Origin of the sequence: Pseudarthrobacter sp. SSS035 (assembly GCF_023273875.1) — a bacterium.
GTDB lineage: Bacteria > Actinomycetota > Actinomycetes > Actinomycetales > Micrococcaceae > Arthrobacter.
Window position 1 is genome coordinate 148,666 of sequence record NZ_CP096882.1, and the last position, 15,757, is coordinate 164,422.

Sequence of the window (15,757 nt, forward strand, 5' to 3'; positions counted from 1 at the left end):
CCGGACATTCTCCGGCGTCCGGCCCTCAGGCATAAATCACGTAGAATTGAGGAACTATGGCGAACTCCCCTGATTCCAGTAACAGCACTCCGGCGGCCTCTGACGCCCCGAAGCGTGGCCTCTTCTCGCGCAAGCCAAAAGAAGCAAAGGTCAAGAAGCCCAGCCGGCTCAAGCAGATCGGCGAAGTCTTTAACATGACCCGCCGTCATGACCCCATGGTCCCGTGGCTGATGCTGCTGGTGTTCCTGGGTGTTGTGGCTGTCAGCTTCCTGGTGGGTTTTTGGCTGGAGAACTGGATCACCGGCCTGCTCATCGGTATTCCGCTGGGCCTCCTCGGCGCCACCCTGATCCTTTCGCGTCGCGCCGAACGTGCCGCGTTCGCCCAGATCGAGAACCAGCCCGGAGCCTCCGGCGCGGCACTGGGCACGCTGAAGCGCGGCTGGATCACCGAGGACCAGCCGGTCGCCGTAAACCCGCGCACGCAGGACGCCGTGTTCCGCGCCGTCGGCCGTCCCGGCGTCGTCCTCGTCAGCGAAGGCCCCACCATCCGCGTCAAGCCAATGCTCGACGCCGAGCGCAAGCGCCTTGCACGCATCCTCCCGAACGTCACGGTCCACATGATCGAAAGCGGCAAGGGCGAGGGCCAGGTTCCCATCAGCCAGGTAGCCAAGAAGATGGGCAAGCTCAAGAACGAACTGACCAAGCTTGAGGTGAATGCCGTCTCCAAGCGCATTTCCTCGCTGGGCAACCGCCTCCCGATTCCTAAGGGAATCGACCCCTACAAAGCGCGCCCCAACCGCGGACGCTAAGACCCTTGAACCGCCCTGGTACCGGCTTGCCGGAACCAGGGCGGTTTTTGTCTGCCGAACGCCGCCGAACAGGCGGGCACATTGATTGGAAATAGCTACATGACGATTCCCGTGAGAACCCTTGTTATCCGCGCCTTCCGCATCCTGGCTGTAGCCGAAGCCTTCAGCTGGGCTGCCCTGCTGGCTGGCATGTACTACAAGTGGATCGCCAAGACCACCGAACTCGGTGTGGAGATCGCCGGCCCTATCCATGGTGCGCTGTTTGTCGGGTACGGCATCGCCGCCCTCGCGCTCTGGCGGCTCCAGCGGTGGCCCTTCGTTGTGGCCCTGTTCGCGGGACTGTCTGCGGTGTTCCCGTTCGCCACTGTCGCGTTCGAACGCTGGGCCGGAAAGCGCGGCTACCTGACGCCAGGCACGGCCGTTCCTGCCGGGACAAAGGAAACAGCGGGGGTCTGACGGCTCACTGCCCCGTGTTCGGGGCTGTCAGGTGTTCGGGGGCGTCAGGTGTTCGGGGCTGTCAGGTGTTCGGGGCGTCAGGTGCCGGCGAACCGGCACGGCCGGGTTCCCGATTACTGCTAGCGCCGCACGAGGATGGTATTCATGGCCTTGTCGTGCAGTCCCCGCTGGTCCGGATCGAAAATTACGGCGGGAATCACCAGGCACAGCAGCACTGACCTCACCACGGCGGCCATCGGGCCCGCGGGCCCGCCGCCCAGTTGCAGCACCTGGATCCCGGCAACGCGGTGGCCGATGCTGTAACCGAGGGTGCCCACAAGCAGCATCTGTTCCGCGGCGAAAATCGCCAACGTAGCCCAGGAGTCACCGCCGAAGGCAAAATTGCTGATCAGCAGGGCAATCCCCCAGTCAAGGACGATGGCGAGGATGCGCCTGCCCGCCCTGGCGATGGAGCCGGAACCGGATTCGGGCAATCCCAGGCGCTCCCCCGGGTACTTTGAGATGCCGGACGTGTCCGGTCCGCCGAGCCAGGAGCCAATGTCATTGCGATCTACCACCGTCCAAGCTTACCGACTCACCGCCGACCACAGAGTGGAAACCGTTGGACCACACTACGGACACCGGATAGCGTTACCTGATCAGGACAATTCTGTAACCTGAACAGGGCATTCTGTAACCTGCCCGAAACAATGTGGACACTGACGGGAAATGACGTGTCCATAGGCTGATAGCAGTTTCAAGCAATACCTCCCAAGCAGGGAAACTTGGTTTCCCTGCCCTTCGGATTGCGCTGGATCAGTTGGCTTGCCAGCCAGATATTACATATGCGTAAGGAGCATAGATGTTCAAGACTGCGGACGAAGTCCTCAAGTTCATCAAGGACGAAGATATTAAATTCGTCGATATCCGCTTCACCGATCTCCCGGGTGTGCAGCAGCACTTCAACGTGCCGGCAAAGAGCGTCGACGCGGACTTCTTCGTCAACGGCCAGCTCTTCGATGGTTCCTCCATCCGCGGATTCCAGGGCATCGCCGAATCCGACATGCAGCTGATCCCGGACGTCACCACCGCATTCCTGGACACCTTCCGCATGGAGAAGACCCTTGCGCTGAACTTCTCCATCGTGAACCCCCGCACCGGAGACCCTTACCACCGCGACCCCCGCGGCGTGGCCGAAAAGGCTGAGGCCTACCTCGCCTCCACTGGCATCGCCGACACCGCGTTCTTTGCTCCGGAAGCCGAATTCTTCGTCTTCGATAACGTCCAGTACCAGTCCTCCCCCGAGGGCAGCTTCTACAAGATCGACTCCGAAGAAGCACACTGGAACACCGGCCGCGAAGAAGACGGCGGAAACCTCGGCTACAAGACCCCCATCAAGGGCGGCTACTTCCCGGTTTCCCCCACCGACAAGCAGGCTGACCTCCGCGACGCCATGTGCATCGCCCTGGACGAGGCCGGCCTCGAGGTCGAGCGCAGCCACCACGAGGTAGGCTCCGCCGGCCAGGCTGAAATCAACTACAAGTTCACCACCCTGACCCACGCCGCAGATGACCTGCAGAAGTTCAAGTACGTCGTCAAGAACACGGCCGACGCCTGGGGCAAGTCCGTGACCTTCATGCCGAAGCCGGTCTTTGGCGACAACGGTTCGGGCATGCACTGCCACCAGTCGCTGTGGACCAACGGCGAGCCGCTGTTCTACGACGAAAAGGGCTACGCCGGCCTGTCCGACATGGCCCGCTGGTACATCGGCGGCCTGCTAAAGCACTCCTCGGCCGTCCTCGCCTTCACCAACCCGACGGTGAACTCCTACCGCCGCCTGGTCAAGGGCTTTGAAGCTCCGGTCAACATGGTGTACTCGCAGGGCAACCGCTCCGCCGGTATCCGTATCCCCATCACGGGTTCCAACCCCAAGGCCAAGCGCATTGAGTTCCGCGCTCCGGACCCCTCGTCCAACCCGTACCTGGCCTTCGCTGCCCAGCTGATGGCCGGCATTGACGGCATCCGCAACCGCATCGAACCGCCGGCTCCGATCGACAAGGACCTTTACGAGCTGCCCGCTGAGGAAGCCAAGGACATCCCGAAGGCTCCGGGCTCGCTGGAAGAGGCACTGGAGGCCCTGCGCGAGGACAACGAGTTCCTGCAGGCCGGTGGCGTGTTCACCCAGGACCTGATCGACACCTGGATCGAATACAAGTACGAGTACGAGATCCGCCCGCTGTCCCTGCGCCCGAACCCGTACGAGTTCGAGCTCTACTACGGCGTCTAGCCAGATCCGCGGCTGAACCCGTTCAGTCCGCCAAAAAGTCCGCCCGGGCTGCCAGCGTCAATGCTGCAGTCCGGGCGGACTTTTTTGTCCCTAAGGTGGGGGCTGACTCCAGACGTGCTGAGACCAGAAGCCAGCCCCCTGACATGTGCTCCCCGAGACGAAGACTTTTCAAGCCTTCCCCCCAACAAGGTTTGAAGAACACCGCCAATCCACATGATCGATCAATGTGGAGCCGGAGGCAATGCCCGGCCGCCGTGTCTGGACGAATTATCCCGTGAAGCTCCGGTACATGGTCCGTTGCGGTCCGGAACTGCCGCCCAGGTACTGCCCCTGGTCCACAAAGCCGGCGGTCCTGTACGCGGACAACCCGGCCGGATTGGCTTCGTTGACGGAAAGCACGACGCCGGCCTCGTGGGTTCCGCGCCTGGCGGTCAGTTTCGCAGCCGCCTCCACCGCGGACGTTGCCGCCAGCGGCCCGAGGCCTTGCCCCTGGTGGCGCCTGTCGACCAGGAAACCGCGCAACAGCCAGGCCGAATCCTCGTCCGGCCAGCCCGCCAGGCGCGCGGCACCGGCCTGGAGGGTCAGCACGCCCACAGCGTAGCCCGCGGCCTCCACGACATAAGGGAACCGCGAATCCTCCTCCAGTCCCGCCAGGACCATGCGGAGCGGGTCACCAACGAAGCTGTCTTGTCCCGGGCCCAGCTCAAGGTTGGCCACCTCTCCCAGCTGGATGGCAAGGGCATCAGCGTCGAGGTCATCCAGGGCAATGAGCCAGACGGAATCAACCCGGGTTTTCAGGTCGGCTGTCCGTCGGACCCGGCGGGAGCCCCGCCCTCGGCCGATGGGCCGGCAGGGTCCATCCACATGACTTCCCACAGGTGGCCGTCCGGGTCCTGGAAACTGTGGTTGTACATAAAGCCGTAGTCCTGGACCTCCTGGGACGGGGTGCCGCCGGCGGCCAGCGCCTTGCGTACCGTTTCGTCCACGGCCTCCTTGCTGTCCACCGAAAAGGCCGTGATGGCCTCGGTGGAACTGGTGGCATCGGCCACGTCCCGGGAGGTGAACGTCTTGAAGAAACCCTCCACGAGGAGCATCACAAACGCGTTGTCGTTGATGATCATGCAGGTCGCGTTTTCATCGGTGTAGTCCGGATTAAAGGAGAAGCCAAGGGCGGCAAAGAAATCGACGGACCGCTTCAGATCCTTCACGGGCAGGTTCAGGTAGATTTGCGTAGCCATGGCCCCCAACCTAGCACCGCACCGCGGCACCTGTCTGCTGCCTTCCGGGAGAACCTCAGGCAGCCGCTAATGGCCGTAGAAGGCTTTCTCGAACACCGCACGGGCCCGCCGGCTCAGGCGGAGGTAGTCCTCTTCCAGGGCGGCCGCGTTGCCAGGTTCGTAGCCGCACCAGCGGGCCACCGCCTCAAGGTCCCCGCGGGCGGACGGCAGCGTGTCCGACGCCCTGCCGCTCCAAATGACGTTGGCGGACCGGATCCGGCTGGCGAGCCGCCACGCGTCGGCCAGCAGCTTCGCGTCAGGCCCGGTGAGCAGGTCCAGTGAAGCCGCCGCTTCCAGGGCCTCCACCGTTGACGTGGTCCGCAGTTCCGGGTGCTTGGCCGCGTGCTGGAGCTGAAGGAGCTGCACCAGCCACTCGACGTCGCTCAGTCCTCCGCGGCCAAGCTTCACGTGGCGTGCCGGATCCGCCCCGCGCGGCAACCGCTCCGCTTCCACCCGCGCTTTGACCCTGCGAACCTCCCGTACGTCCTGCTCCGAAATCGCCTCCGGGTACCTGATGGGGTCGATGAGGGCCAGGAAGTCCTCGGCCAGGGCATCGTCGCCCGCCATGGGCCGGGCACGCAGCAGCGCCTGCGCTTCCCAGATCAACGACCACCGCCGGTAATATTCGGCGAACGAATCGAGCGAGCGGACCATGGCCCCGTTTTTGCCCTCGGGCCGAAGATCCGCGTCCATCTGCAGCACCCGTTCGGCCATGATGGCCGGCTTGAGCGGCTGCGTGAGCAGGCTGGAGACCTTGGCGACAATCCGGGCCGCCTGATCCTGCGCTTCCTCGTCCGTATAGCCCGGCAACGCGCGGTGCACGTACATGACGTCGGCGTCGGAGCCGTAGCCGATCTCGCGGCCGCCCTGGCGGCCCATGGCCACCACCAATATCGCGGTCTTGAGCGGGCCTGCGGCAGAGACGATGCCTTCGGCCACGCGCAGCGCGCCCAGCACCGCTGCCCGATCGGTGTCAGCCAGCGCCGCGCCCACCTGGTCCTGGTTGAGAAGCCCGGCAGAATCGGCGATCGCGATCCGGAGGATCTCCCGGCGCCTAATGAGCCTGATCAGCCTGATGGCGTTTTCCGGGTCCGAGTGGCGCGACATTTTGGACGTGATCTCCTGCCACTGGGCTTCGAAGCCCAGCGGCACGAGGTCTTTGTTGGTGCCCAGCCACGCCACCGACTCCGGCGAAACCTCCAAAAGATCCGCAATCAGGCGTGAGTTCGAGAGCACGTTGCATAGCCGTTCAGCTGCCGCTGTGGAATCCCGGAGCATACCCAGATACCAGTGGGTGGTGCCAAGGGCCTCACTGACGCGCCGGAACGCGAGCAGCCCGGCGTCGGGATCAACACCTTCGGCGAGCCAGTCCAGCAGGACGGGCAGCAGCTGGCGTTGCAGGGCTGCCCGCCGGCTGACACCGGCGGTGAGTGCCTCGATATGCCGCATGGCGCCCCGTGGGTCACGATAGCCCAGCGCGGCGAGGCGGCCCTGGGCGGCCTCCGGCGTCAGCCTGGCGTCCTCGCTGCTGAGTTTGGCAGCGGTGTTAAGCAGCGGACGGTAGAAGATACGTTCGTGCAGTTCGCGGACAGAGCGTTTGGTCTTCTGCCAGGTGGCCAGCAGCGAAGCCGGCGGCGGCCTGTCATTGGAGAAGGGGCTAAGCACTGCCTTTGCGAGGGCGCGCTGTGCCGCTTCGCTAACGGGCATCAAGTGTGTCCGCCGGAGCTGGAACAGCTGGATGCGGTGTTCCAGGAGCCGAAGGTAGCGGTACGCGTGATCGAAGGCGGCGGCGTCGGACCTGCCGATGTAGCCTCCGGCTGAGAGTGCCGCTATTGCTGCGGTGGTATCCCTGCGCCGAATGGTTTCGTCGGATTTTCCGTGCACCAGCTGGAGCAGCTGCACGGTGAACTCCACGTCCCTTAGGCCGCCCCGGCCGAGTTTGATCTGCCGCTGCTCCTCCGCCGCCGGGATGTGCTCGGTAACCCTTCGGCGCATCGCCTGCACGGACTCCACGAACCCTTCGCGGCCCGCGGAGCTCCAGATCAATGGGGCCACGGCTTTTTCGTAGCGTTCCCCCAGGTCCTTGTCACCGGCGATGGTCCGAGCCTTCAGGAGCGCCTGGAATTCCCAGCTCTCTGCCCAGCGGGCGTAGTAGCTTTCGTGTGAGGCCAAAGTTCGGACCAGTGGGCCGGACTTGCCTTCCGGCCGCAGGTTGGCGTCCACTTCCCAGAGGCCGGGTTCACGTGCCACGGAGGAGATCGCCCGGGAAATACCGGTGGCCAAGGCTGTGCCGATAGTACTGGCACGGGCGTCGTCCAGGTCGCCGGCGTCGATCACGTAGATGACGTCGACGTCGGAAATATAGTTCAGTTCCCGCGCTCCGCATTTGCCCATCCCGATGACGGCCAGGCCAACGGCGGCCACCTCCCCGGCGCTGAACTGCTCAGCAGCCTCGGCACGGGAAACTGCCAGCGCAGCCTCGATCGCGGCCCCTGCCAGGTCAGCGAGTTCAGCTCCGACGGCGGGCATAAAGTCCAGCGGGTCAGCAGCGCACATGTCCTTGACCGCCAGGTCCACCACCCCGCGGCGGTAGGCCGACCGCAGCGCGGCATAGGCGTCGGCTCCGGTCATTCCCGCCACGGGCCGTACTGACCCGGGATCCGCGCGGACGGATTTCAGGAGGACAGAGCGGAGTTGTTCCGGGTCTGCCTGAAGTGGCTCGGGACTGGCCGTGACGTCGAAGGCGTCCAGGTGCTCAGGGTGCCGGATGAGGAATTCCCCCAGCGCTTCGGAGGCCCCGAGCACCCGGTAGAGCGGCTCGCTGACCTCCGGATCGGCCGCGGCGAGCTCCCGGAGACCGGGGTGCTTTTCGATCAGCCGCACCAGTGACTGCAGTGCGGTGTCAGGATTGGCGGCCATTTGCAGGCCGGCGAAAATCCTGTCCGGGTCCAGGCCGTCCAGTTCCGGGGCAGCAAGGAACCGCTCACCCTTCTCCAGGTCGCTGAAGCCGGCTGAGATGAGGCGGCGTGCGAGGCTCACCGCCGCCTAGAGAATGCCGAGGTTGCGCTGCAGCTCGTAGGGCGTCACCTGGAGCCGGTAGTCCTGCCATTCGGCACGTTTGTTGCGCAGGAAGTGCTCGAAGACCTGCTCGCCGAGGATCTGGGGCATCAGTTCGGAGTCCTCCATGGACCGGATGGCATCGTGAAGGCTGGCGGGCAGGGGGTCGTGGCCCATGGCACGGCGCTCGGCGGAGCTCAGTGACCAGACGTCGTCCTCTGCTGCGGCGGGCAGGTCGTAGCCTTCTTCGATCCCCTTAAGCCCGGCCCCCAGGAGGACGGCGTAGGCAAGGTAGGGGTTCGCTGCCGAATCAATGCCGCGGTATTCGATGCGGGCCGACTGGCCCTTGCCGGGCTTGTACAGCGGGACCCGGACCAGCGCCGAACGGTTGTTGTGGCCCCAGCTGAGGTAGCTTGGCGCTTCGCCGCCACCCCAGAGCCTCTTGTAGGAGTTTACGAACTGGTTGGTCACGGCCGTGAACTCGGGAGCGTGCTTCAGGATGCCTGCGATGAACTGGCGGGCCGTCTTGGAAAGCTGGAATTCGGCGCCCGCCTCGTAAAAAGCGTTGGTGTCGCCCTCGAACAGCGAGAAGTGGGTGTGCATCCCGGAGCCGGGGTGGTCGGTGAAAGGCTTGGGCATAAACGTGGCGTAGGTTCCCTGCTGGAGGGCCACTTCCTTAATCACCGTGCGGAACGTCATGATGTTGTCCGCGGTCTGCAGGGCGTCCGCGTAGCGCAGGTCGATCTCGTTCTGGCCGGGACCGGCTTCATGGTGGCTGAACTCAACCGAAATGCCCACGGATTCCAGCATGGTCACGGCCGTGCGGCGGAAATCCTGCGCCACGCCTCCGGGAACGTGATCGAAGTAGCCGCCCTCGTCAACGGGGATCGGAGCACCGTCGGGCCCGGGCTGCTGGGACTTGAGGAGGTAGAACTCGATCTCCGGGTGCGTGTAGCAGGTGAACCCCATGTCCGCGGCCTTGGCCAGCGTGCGCTTGAGGACATTGCGCGGATCCGCGGCCGACGGTTCGCCGTCCGGAGTCAGGATGTCGCAGAACATACGCGAGGTCTGTTCGGTCTCGCCACGCCAGGGCAGGATCTGGAACGTGGACGGATCCGGCTGCGCCAGCATGTCCGACTCAAAAACGCGTGCCAGGCCCTCGATGGCTGAACCGTCGAAACCGAGCCCTTCCTCAAACGCACCTTCAACCTCGGCCGGGGCAAGTGCCACAGATTTGAGTGAACCTACGACGTCGGTGAACCACAAACGTACGAACCGTACGTCGCGCTCCTCGATTGTGCGCAGGACAAACTCTTGCTGGCGGTCCATGATGGCCTCTTCTCCGGTCAATCGTTCATGCCCCGGGTCCGCGGAAGCGGCAGCCGGCAGCAGTTCACCATCACTTTACTAAGCAATCGGCTCCAATGCGGGCGACGGCGCCGCACGTAACACAGCGTTTACACAGCAACCATTGACGGCCGCGCCCACAGGTGGCAAAAATGCCCTTGGCGGGCACGTGAATATGACGCGGATCACGGTCCGCCGGCCCGTCTGCGGTGGCTAGGACTGCTGCTGCCGCATTACGCTCTTGCCATGGCCTCAACCAATAGCTCTGAGTCAAGCGCGTCCGCTGAAGTACACGCACCTTACGGAAACGGACCTGCACCGGTGCAGCCGCCGTCGTCGGAAGTGAACGCGAAGCCCGCACCCAGGGTGCGTATCCACCACCTGCAGCAGGCCAAGCGGGACGGCAAACGCTTCGCCATGCTGACCGCCTACGAGCAGTACAGCGCGGAGATCTTCGACCAGGCCGGCATCGAGGTCCTCCTGGTAGGCGACTCGGCGTCCAACAACGTATTCGGCAACGAGACCAGCCTGCCGGTCACGGTGGATGAACTCCTGCCCCTCTGCCGCGCCGTGGCGCGGTCCGCCAAGCGGGCCCTGGTGGTGGCAGACCTGCCGTTCGGCAGTTATGAAGTCTCGGCGCAGCAGGGTGTGGAAACAGGTGTCCGGTTCCTCAAGGAGGGGCTGGCCCATGCCGTCAAGATCGAGGGCGGAAAATACTACGCGGAAACCGTCCGGGCCATGGTCCAGGCCGGCGTCCCGGTGATGGCCCATATCGGCTTCACCCCCCAGAGTGAACACGCGCTGGGCGGATACCGGGTCCAGGGCCGCGGGGATGACGCCCAGCGATTGATTGACGACGCCGTGGCGCTGGTGGAGGCGGGGGCGTTCGCCGTCCTGATGGAAATGGTTCCGGCGGACACTGCGGCCGCCGTTGACGCGGCGGTCAGTGTGCCGACGGTGGGGATCGGCGCCGGCAAGGCCACCACGGGGCAAGTGCTGGTGTGGCAGGACATGGCCGGGTTCCGCGGCGGCAAGATGGCGAAGTTCGTCAAACAGTATGCCGACCTGCGCACCACCCTCAGTGACGCGGCGAAGGCGTACGGCGACGACGTCCGGACAGGTCAGTTCCCCGGACCGGAGCACTCCTTCTAGCGACTGACGCGCTCCCCAAGCTCCCCAAGCTCGCCAGAGGCCCCTCGCGCGTCAGTCTTGGTCGTCCTGCTTCTCCCACGCGTCGTTGCGGGCCCGGACTTTTTCGAGGGCGTGTTCGGCCTCTTCCCGCGTTTTGTAGGGGCCGATCAGCTGGCTCCAGTCTGAGAGGGCGTCCTCTTCCACCTCGTGGGTGTTCACGTTGTACCAGTACTCAGTCATCGGTCCTCCTCGTTCCAGCTGGCCAGGCCCTGCCGTGATCCACGTAACTTAAACGTGGATGCGGACAGCTTGGGGCTTCCAGTTACTTGGCCTAATGCGGTGCCTTATATGATCAATCTATGCCTTCCCTAGCCTCGACTGCACCCACCGGCACCCTTACCCGCGGAACCGTCAGCCCGCAGCTCCCCGTTCCCGCGTCCATCCCGCGCCCGGAATACGTAGGCAAGCCCGGCCCGGCCAAGTTCACCGGCTCCGAGATCAAATCCGCCGAGACCGTTGAGAAAATCCGGATCGCCAGCCGGATCGCCGCACAGGCCATCGTTGAGGTGGGCAAGCACATCAGGCCCGGCGTTACCACCGACCAGTTGGACAAGGTGGGTCACGAATTCCTGCTGGAACACAAGGCCTACCCGTCCACGCTTGGCTACCGCGGGTTCCCGAAGTCCCTGTGCTCGTCGCTGAATGAAGTGATCTGCCACGGCATCCCGGACAGCACCGTGGTCCAGGACGGCGACATCCTCAACATCGACATCACCGCTTTTATCAACGGAGTCCACGGCGACACGAACCACACCTTCCTGGTGGGCGACGTCGACGACGAGTCCCGCCTGCTGGTGGAGCGCACCCGGGAATCCCTCAACCGGGCCATCAAAGCCGTGGCTCCCGGCCGGGAGATCAACGTGATCGGCCGGGCCATCCAGTCCTACGCCAAGCGTTTCGGCTACGGCGTCGTGCGGGACTTCACGGGCCACGGCGTGGGCGAAGCGTTCCATACGGGCCTGATCATCCCGCACTACGATGCGGCGCCGGCCTACAACACAGTCATCGAGGCCGGCATGGTGTTCACCATCGAACCCATGCTGACCCTCGGCACCATCGAATGGGACATGTGGGAGGACGACTGGACAGTTGTCACCCGCGACCACAAGCGGACCGCCCAGTTTGAGCACACACTGCTGGTGACAGAATCCGGCGCCGAAATCCTCACGCTCCCCTGAAATTTTTCCGGTCAGCCGCCCGGCCGACCTGCCGCCCTGCCACGAACGGAACAACATTGGCCAAGAAGGACGAGAAGTCGCACAAGAACGCCCCGCTGATCGGCATTGACATCGGCGGTACGGGAATCAAGGGCGGCATTGTCGACCTGAAAAAAGGCAAGCTGCTGGGTGAGCGGTTCCGCGTGGCTACGCCCCAGCCCGCCACCCCTGAGGCCGTAGCCGACGTCGTGGCGCAGGTGGTTGCCGAGCTTTCAAGCCGCCCGGAGGCTCCGGCCGCGGATTCGCCCGTGGGCGTCACCTTCCCCGGCATCATCCAGCATGGCGTGGTCCATTCGGCGGCCAATGTGGACAAGACCTGGCTCCAAACCGACATTGATGCATTGCTGACCGCACGCCTTGGCCGCCCGGTGGAGGTCATTAACGACGCCGACGCCGCCGGGCTGGCGGAGGCCCGGTTTGGTGCGGGTCAGGGGGTGGATGGCACTGTCCTGGTGATCACCCTGGGCACCGGAATCGGCTCAGCATTCATCTTCGATGGCCGCCTGGTCCCCAACGCAGAACTGGGGCACCTGGAGATCGACGGCTTTGACGCCGAAAGCAAAGCCTCAGCCGTGGCCCGCGAAAGGGACGGACTGAGCTGGGAGGAATACAGCGTGCTGCTGCAGCGCTACTTCTCGCACGTCGAGTTCCTGTTCTCGCCCGAGCTGTTCATCGTGGGCGGTGGCATCTCCAAGCGTGCAGACGAATACCTGCCGCACATGAAACTGCGCACCCCGATTGTGCCTGCCGAACTCAAGAATGAGGCCGGGATCGTCGGTGCCGCCGTCGAAATTGCCATTAAGCACAAGCTCACAAAATAGCGGTGGCTGACCGGCGCCGAGGGGCAGCCGGTGCCGGTGGTGGCGGCTTCCCCTCCGCGGCCACCACCGGAGCTTACAGGGGGCTCTTTTCGGAGCTCTTCGCGGGCGCCGCCGCGGGTTGCGTGCCTTCTTCCACGGACTCGTGGCGGAGCAGGGCAATGGCGGTCTCGAAGTCCTCAAGGGATTCGAAGGCCTGGTACACGCTGGCAAAACGCAGGTAGGCCACCTGGTCAAGCTTCTGCAGCGGACCAAGGATGATCAGGCCGACTTCATGGGCGTCGATCTCGGCCGCGCCTGAGGCACGGATCTGCTCCTCCACCTCCTGGGCAAGGAGCGCCAGGTCGTCTTCGCTGACCGGCCGGCCCTGGCATGCCTTGCGCACGCCGTTGATGACCTTGCTGCGGCTGAAGGGTTCGCCCACTCCGGAGCGTTTGATCACCGAAAGGCTGGTGGTTTCCACGGTGGTGAACCTGCGGCCGCATTCCGGGCACTGCCGGCGGCGGCGGATGGCCGAGCCGTCATCTGCCATGCGGCTGTCCACAACACGGGAGTCAGGATTGCGGCAAAATGGACAGTACATGGTGTCCCCTCCCTCGATGTCTGCCGGCGCCGATGTTTCCGGCCCCGGCGGACCTCTCCGCCTCTCAGTTTACGACTACATGTAGCGGAATAACAATCCTGTAATTACCGCATGTAGTGGTGCCCGCAGCCGGCCCCGCGAGGCCTGCTGCGTCAGTTGGCCTCGCGGAAGCGTGCCGTGACCGCCTCACCGTGCGCCGGCAGGTCCTCGGCACCGGACAGGCTCACGATGTGGCCGCTGACTTCCTGCAGCGCGGCCCGGCTGTAGTTGATGACCTGGATGGCGCGCAGGAACGTGGTGACGTTCAGTCCGGAGGAAAACGCCGCGGTCCCGCTGGTGGGCAGGACGTGGTTGGAGCCGGCGCAGTAGTCGCCCAGGCTGACAGGGCTGTAGTCCCCCACAAAAATCGCCCCGGCGTTCCGGATCCGGGCAGCTACCGCCGGCGCGTCGGCGGTCATGATTTCAAGGTGTTCAGCGGCGTAGGCGTCGCAGGCGGCGATGCCCTGTGCCAGGTCCTCCACCAGGACAACTCCCGACTGCGGGCCGGACAGCGCCTCGCATACACGCGCGGAGTGCTTGGTGCCGGCCGCCTGCCGGTCCAGTTCGGTGCGGACTGCCGCGGCCAGGTCCTCCGAGTCCGTGATGAGCACGGAAGCTGCCTGGGGGTCGTGCTCGGCCTGGCTGATCAGGTCTGCCGCCACCAGAGCAGGTTGCGCCGTTGCATCAGCCAGGATGGCGATTTCGGTGGTCCCCGCCTCGGAATCGATTCCCACCACACCCTTGACCAGGCGCTTCGCCGTAGCCACAAAAATGTTCCCCGGACCCGTGACTACATCAACAGGCTCCAGCGCCGGCCCGGCGTCATGTGCCGGCACACCGTAGGCGAACGCAGCGATGGCCTGGGCCCCGCCGATGGCGTAGACCTCGTCGATGCCGAGCAGGGCCGCTGCCGCGAGGATGGTGGGGTGCGGGAGGCCGCCGAAATCTTTCTGCGGCGGCGATGCCAGGGCGATGGACTGCACTCCCGCAGCCAGCGCCGGGACGACATTCATGATGACGGACGACGGGTAGACGGCGAGGCCACCGGGGACGTACAGGCCGACCCTTGATACCGGCACCCAGTTCTGGCTCACCAGCGCACCGTCGCCGAGTTCGACGTCGAGATCCCGCGGCCGCTGCCCGTCCGCAAAGCGCCGGGCCCGGCTGATGGATTCTTCCAGCGCGCTGCGTACCGCCGGATCCAGCTCCGCCAGCGCCCGGGCCATCGACGCTGCCGGGACGCGGGGGTGGACCTGCTGGACGCCGTCGAAACGGAGTGCCAGGTCGCTGAGGGCTGAGAAGCCGTCCTCGCGGACGGCTTTGATGATGTCCACCACCTTCTGTTCCGCATCCGCCATAGTGTGCTGCCGGGCGCGGGGAACAGCGGCGCGCAAACCGGCAAGTGTCAGGCCCCTGCCTCGAAGGTCGACCGTCCGGAAGGTGACGGCGGCGGCAGGCGAGGTGGCAGGAAGTTCAGGAGAAATGGTCACCGGTCCATTTTACGCGCCGGGCGCAGTGCCTTCGGCTACCGGCGTGCCTGCACTCCCCGGCCCGCTCCTGAGCAGGTTTATCAGGCTCAGGACAAACACGGACGTGGCAGTCGCGGCCGGCCACAGGATCAGCACCGGCAGGGACCGGAGCGAGAACGCGACGCTGGCATTGACAGACGTATCTGCGGGGCCGCCCCACAGCTGGCCCGCAAGCACGCCGGTCAGCCACGCGATCAGGGCGCCGCCCAGCCCGCCGGCCAGGCCCAGGAGGAAGGCCACCTGCGCATCGCTGCCGCCTTTATCGGTCAGGAAGACAGCCACCAGGCACCCTGCAAACACACAAAGCCCAGCCAGGGTGAGGTCCCTGAGCAGCCATACCTCCGGATTGGTCCCGTCGGCCAGGGCGGGGTTGCCCGTGATCAGGTTCATCCCCCCTGGGGCGAGCAGCCACCACAGCAGGCCGACGGGAACACCACCGGCGGCAGCAGCGGCAAACCATTTCCACGGCAGCCGGGAAGACCGGTGGCTGATGTGTTCTCTCATGAAACAAACCTTAACAAATGTTGTGTGTGGCCGGTCCGATGACGTGGGCAGTCTGGACAGATGACGTGCCGGGTCAAGCGATTGCTCCCTGTCCGGCGGGGACTAATACCCTTAAGGAAGAGTCCATTTCAGCCTGCTTTTCAGGGAGCAAATCTCAAGATGACAGACAAAACGCCGTTCGAGGGCACGTTCAAGGAAATGTTCCGGCGGCATGCTGCCGGGGTCGCCATCATCACCGTGAACTACCAGGGCGAGCCCTACGGCTTTACCGCCACGTCCGTGGCGTCGCTGTCCGCACAGCCGCCGCGTTTCACTTTCAACATGGCCCGCAGTTCAAGTTCCTGGCCCGCCGTGGCCAACGCCACCCACCTCGGCGTCCACATGCTGGGCCTGGAAAACCAGGCGCTGGCGGACCGTTTCGCGCGTACCAAGGACAGGTTCGGCGGGGACCACTGGGAAGTTGGCCCGCACGAGGTCCCGATCCTCAAAGACGTCGCCGGCTGGCTGATCGGCAAGATCCAGATGCGGCTCTCCTTCGAGAACAATGCCGTGGTGGTGGTTGAAGTTGTGGCCGGCGAAGTGGGCGACGACGGTTCGCCGCTCCTGTACCACGCCGGCGGCTATGGCCAGCCTGTCCCGCTGGACTACGAGATCTAGTTACCGG

The 15,757-nt window shown here is 64.8% G+C and carries 16 protein-coding genes; 7 read left to right on the forward strand and 9 right to left on the reverse strand.

Annotated elements, in window-relative coordinates:
• Window positions 1–56 precede the first annotated feature (56 nt).
• Window positions 57–809, forward strand: coding sequence for a DUF4191 domain-containing protein (locus MUN23_RS00700; protein ID WP_058929358.1), 753 nt, complete (start codon window positions 57–59; stop codon window positions 807–809).
• A gap of 99 nt (window positions 810–908) precedes the next feature.
• The gene (locus MUN23_RS00705; RefSeq protein WP_248761639.1) at window positions 909–1,265 is read left to right on the forward strand and encodes a DUF3817 domain-containing protein; all 357 of its coding nucleotides are present in this window, start codon (window positions 909–911) and stop codon (window positions 1,263–1,265) included.
• 119 nt (window positions 1,266–1,384) lie between these two features.
• Here the strand turns inward: MUN23_RS00705 and MUN23_RS00710 are convergent, their stop codons facing one another.
• Complete coding sequence (locus tag MUN23_RS00710) at window positions 1,385–1,822, reverse strand: RDD family protein (RefSeq protein WP_248761640.1); 438 nt, start codon at window positions 1,820–1,822, stop codon at window positions 1,385–1,387.
• Window positions 1,823–2,106: 284 nt separating this feature from the next.
• Between MUN23_RS00710 and glnA (MUN23_RS00715) the strand changes: the two genes are divergently transcribed.
• Window positions 2,107–3,531, forward strand: coding sequence for a type I glutamate--ammonia ligase (glnA, locus tag MUN23_RS00715; RefSeq protein ID WP_248761641.1), 1,425 nt, complete (start codon window positions 2,107–2,109; stop codon window positions 3,529–3,531).
• A gap of 267 nt (window positions 3,532–3,798) precedes the next feature.
• On the opposite strand, the gene MUN23_RS00720 is transcribed toward glnA (MUN23_RS00715), so the two are convergent.
• The 4 genes from MUN23_RS00720 to glnA (MUN23_RS00735) form a co-directional block, all read right to left on the reverse strand.
• A complete protein-coding gene (locus MUN23_RS00720; protein WP_248763949.1) occupies window positions 3,799–4,329 on the reverse strand; it encodes a GNAT family N-acetyltransferase in 531 nt (176 codons plus the stop codon).
• On the reverse strand, window positions 4,326–4,769 hold the full coding sequence (locus tag MUN23_RS00725; protein ID WP_248761642.1) for a VOC family protein: 444 nt from the start codon (window positions 4,767–4,769) through the stop codon (window positions 4,326–4,328). Before MUN23_RS00725 ends, MUN23_RS00720 begins: the two co-directional genes overlap by 4 nt.
• A 66-nt stretch (window positions 4,770–4,835) precedes the next feature.
• Window positions 4,836–7,847 (reverse strand): bifunctional [glutamine synthetase] adenylyltransferase/[glutamine synthetase]-adenylyl-L-tyrosine phosphorylase, encoded by a 3,012-nt coding sequence (locus tag MUN23_RS00730; RefSeq protein WP_248761643.1) that lies wholly within the window; start codon window positions 7,845–7,847, stop codon window positions 4,836–4,838.
• A gap of 6 nt (window positions 7,848–7,853) precedes the next feature.
• Window positions 7,854–9,194, reverse strand: coding sequence for a type I glutamate--ammonia ligase (glnA, locus tag MUN23_RS00735; RefSeq protein ID WP_248761644.1), 1,341 nt, complete (start codon window positions 9,192–9,194; stop codon window positions 7,854–7,856).
• A gap of 264 nt (window positions 9,195–9,458) precedes the next feature.
• Here glnA (MUN23_RS00735) and panB point away from each other — a divergent pair, with 264 nt between their 5' ends.
• Complete coding sequence (panB, locus tag MUN23_RS00740; RefSeq protein ID WP_248761645.1) at window positions 9,459–10,364, forward strand: 3-methyl-2-oxobutanoate hydroxymethyltransferase; 906 nt, start codon at window positions 9,459–9,461, stop codon at window positions 10,362–10,364.
• 51 nt (window positions 10,365–10,415) lie between these two features.
• Here panB and MUN23_RS00745 read toward each other — a convergent pair whose 3' ends face one another.
• The gene (locus tag MUN23_RS00745; protein WP_157768924.1) at window positions 10,416–10,583 is read right to left on the reverse strand and encodes an SPOR domain-containing protein; all 168 of its coding nucleotides are present in this window, start codon (window positions 10,581–10,583) and stop codon (window positions 10,416–10,418) included.
• 119 nt (window positions 10,584–10,702) lie between these two features.
• Between MUN23_RS00745 and map the strand changes: the two genes are divergently transcribed.
• Together map and ppgK are read left to right on the forward strand one after the other, a co-directional pair.
• Window positions 10,703–11,581: a type I methionyl aminopeptidase gene (gene map / locus MUN23_RS00750; RefSeq protein WP_248761646.1), complete on the forward strand. Its 879-nt coding sequence runs from the start codon at window positions 10,703–10,705 to the stop codon at window positions 11,579–11,581.
• 56 nt (window positions 11,582–11,637) lie between these two features.
• Window positions 11,638–12,441: a polyphosphate--glucose phosphotransferase gene (gene ppgK, locus MUN23_RS00755; RefSeq protein WP_248761647.1), complete on the forward strand. Its 804-nt coding sequence runs from the start codon at window positions 11,638–11,640 to the stop codon at window positions 12,439–12,441.
• Between the two features lie 73 nt (window positions 12,442–12,514).
• Here the strand turns inward: ppgK and nrdR are convergent, their stop codons facing one another.
• The 3 genes from nrdR to MUN23_RS00770 all read right to left on the reverse strand — a co-directional run bounded on the left by nrdR (window position 12,515) and on the right by MUN23_RS00770 (window position 15,093).
• Complete coding sequence (gene nrdR, locus MUN23_RS00760) at window positions 12,515–13,021, reverse strand: transcriptional regulator NrdR (RefSeq protein ID WP_104063550.1); 507 nt, start codon at window positions 13,019–13,021, stop codon at window positions 12,515–12,517.
• A 152-nt stretch (window positions 13,022–13,173) separates the two neighbouring features.
• On the reverse strand, window positions 13,174–14,550 hold the full coding sequence (gene hisD, locus MUN23_RS00765; RefSeq protein WP_248761648.1) for a histidinol dehydrogenase: 1,377 nt from the start codon (window positions 14,548–14,550) through the stop codon (window positions 13,174–13,176).
• Window positions 14,551–14,559: 9 nt separating this feature from the next.
• On the reverse strand, window positions 14,560–15,093 hold the full coding sequence (locus MUN23_RS00770) for a hypothetical protein (RefSeq protein WP_248761649.1): 534 nt from the start codon (window positions 15,091–15,093) through the stop codon (window positions 14,560–14,562).
• A gap of 159 nt (window positions 15,094–15,252) precedes the next feature.
• Here MUN23_RS00770 and MUN23_RS00775 point away from each other — a divergent pair, with 159 nt between their 5' ends.
• Window positions 15,253–15,750 carry a flavin reductase family protein gene (locus MUN23_RS00775; protein WP_248761650.1) on the forward strand — a complete coding sequence of 166 codons (498 nt, stop codon included), beginning with the start codon at window positions 15,253–15,255 and terminating at the stop codon, window positions 15,748–15,750.
• Window positions 15,751–15,757: the final 7 nt, after the last annotated feature.

Excerpts from the sequence above, each read along its gene's own strand:
- glnA (WP_248761644.1), bottom strand. The coding sequence starts at position 9,194 with ATGGACCGCCAGCAAGAGTTTGTCCTGCGCACAATCGAGGAGCGCGAC.
- panB (WP_248761645.1), top strand. The coding sequence starts at position 9,459 with ATGGCCTCAACCAATAGCTCTGAGTCAAGCGCGTCCGCTGAAGTACAC.
- MUN23_RS00700 (WP_058929358.1), top strand. The coding sequence starts at position 57 with ATGGCGAACTCCCCTGATTCCAGTAACAGCACTCCGGCGGCCTCTGAC.
- MUN23_RS00725 (WP_248761642.1), bottom strand. The coding sequence starts at position 4,769 with ATGGCTACGCAAATCTACCTGAACCTGCCCGTGAAGGATCTGAAGCGG.
- MUN23_RS00745 (WP_157768924.1), bottom strand. The coding sequence starts at position 10,583 with ATGACTGAGTACTGGTACAACGTGAACACCCACGAGGTGGAAGAGGAC.
- MUN23_RS00770 (WP_248761649.1), bottom strand. The coding sequence starts at position 15,093 with ATGAGAGAACACATCAGCCACCGGTCTTCCCGGCTGCCGTGGAAATGG.
- MUN23_RS00705 (WP_248761639.1), top strand. The coding sequence starts at position 909 with ATGACGATTCCCGTGAGAACCCTTGTTATCCGCGCCTTCCGCATCCTG.
- map (WP_248761646.1), top strand. The coding sequence starts at position 10,703 with ATGCCTTCCCTAGCCTCGACTGCACCCACCGGCACCCTTACCCGCGGA.
- glnA (WP_248761641.1), top strand. The coding sequence starts at position 2,107 with ATGTTCAAGACTGCGGACGAAGTCCTCAAGTTCATCAAGGACGAAGAT.
- nrdR (WP_104063550.1), bottom strand. The coding sequence starts at position 13,021 with ATGTACTGTCCATTTTGCCGCAATCCTGACTCCCGTGTTGTGGACAGC.
- MUN23_RS00775 (WP_248761650.1), top strand. The coding sequence starts at position 15,253 with ATGACAGACAAAACGCCGTTCGAGGGCACGTTCAAGGAAATGTTCCGG.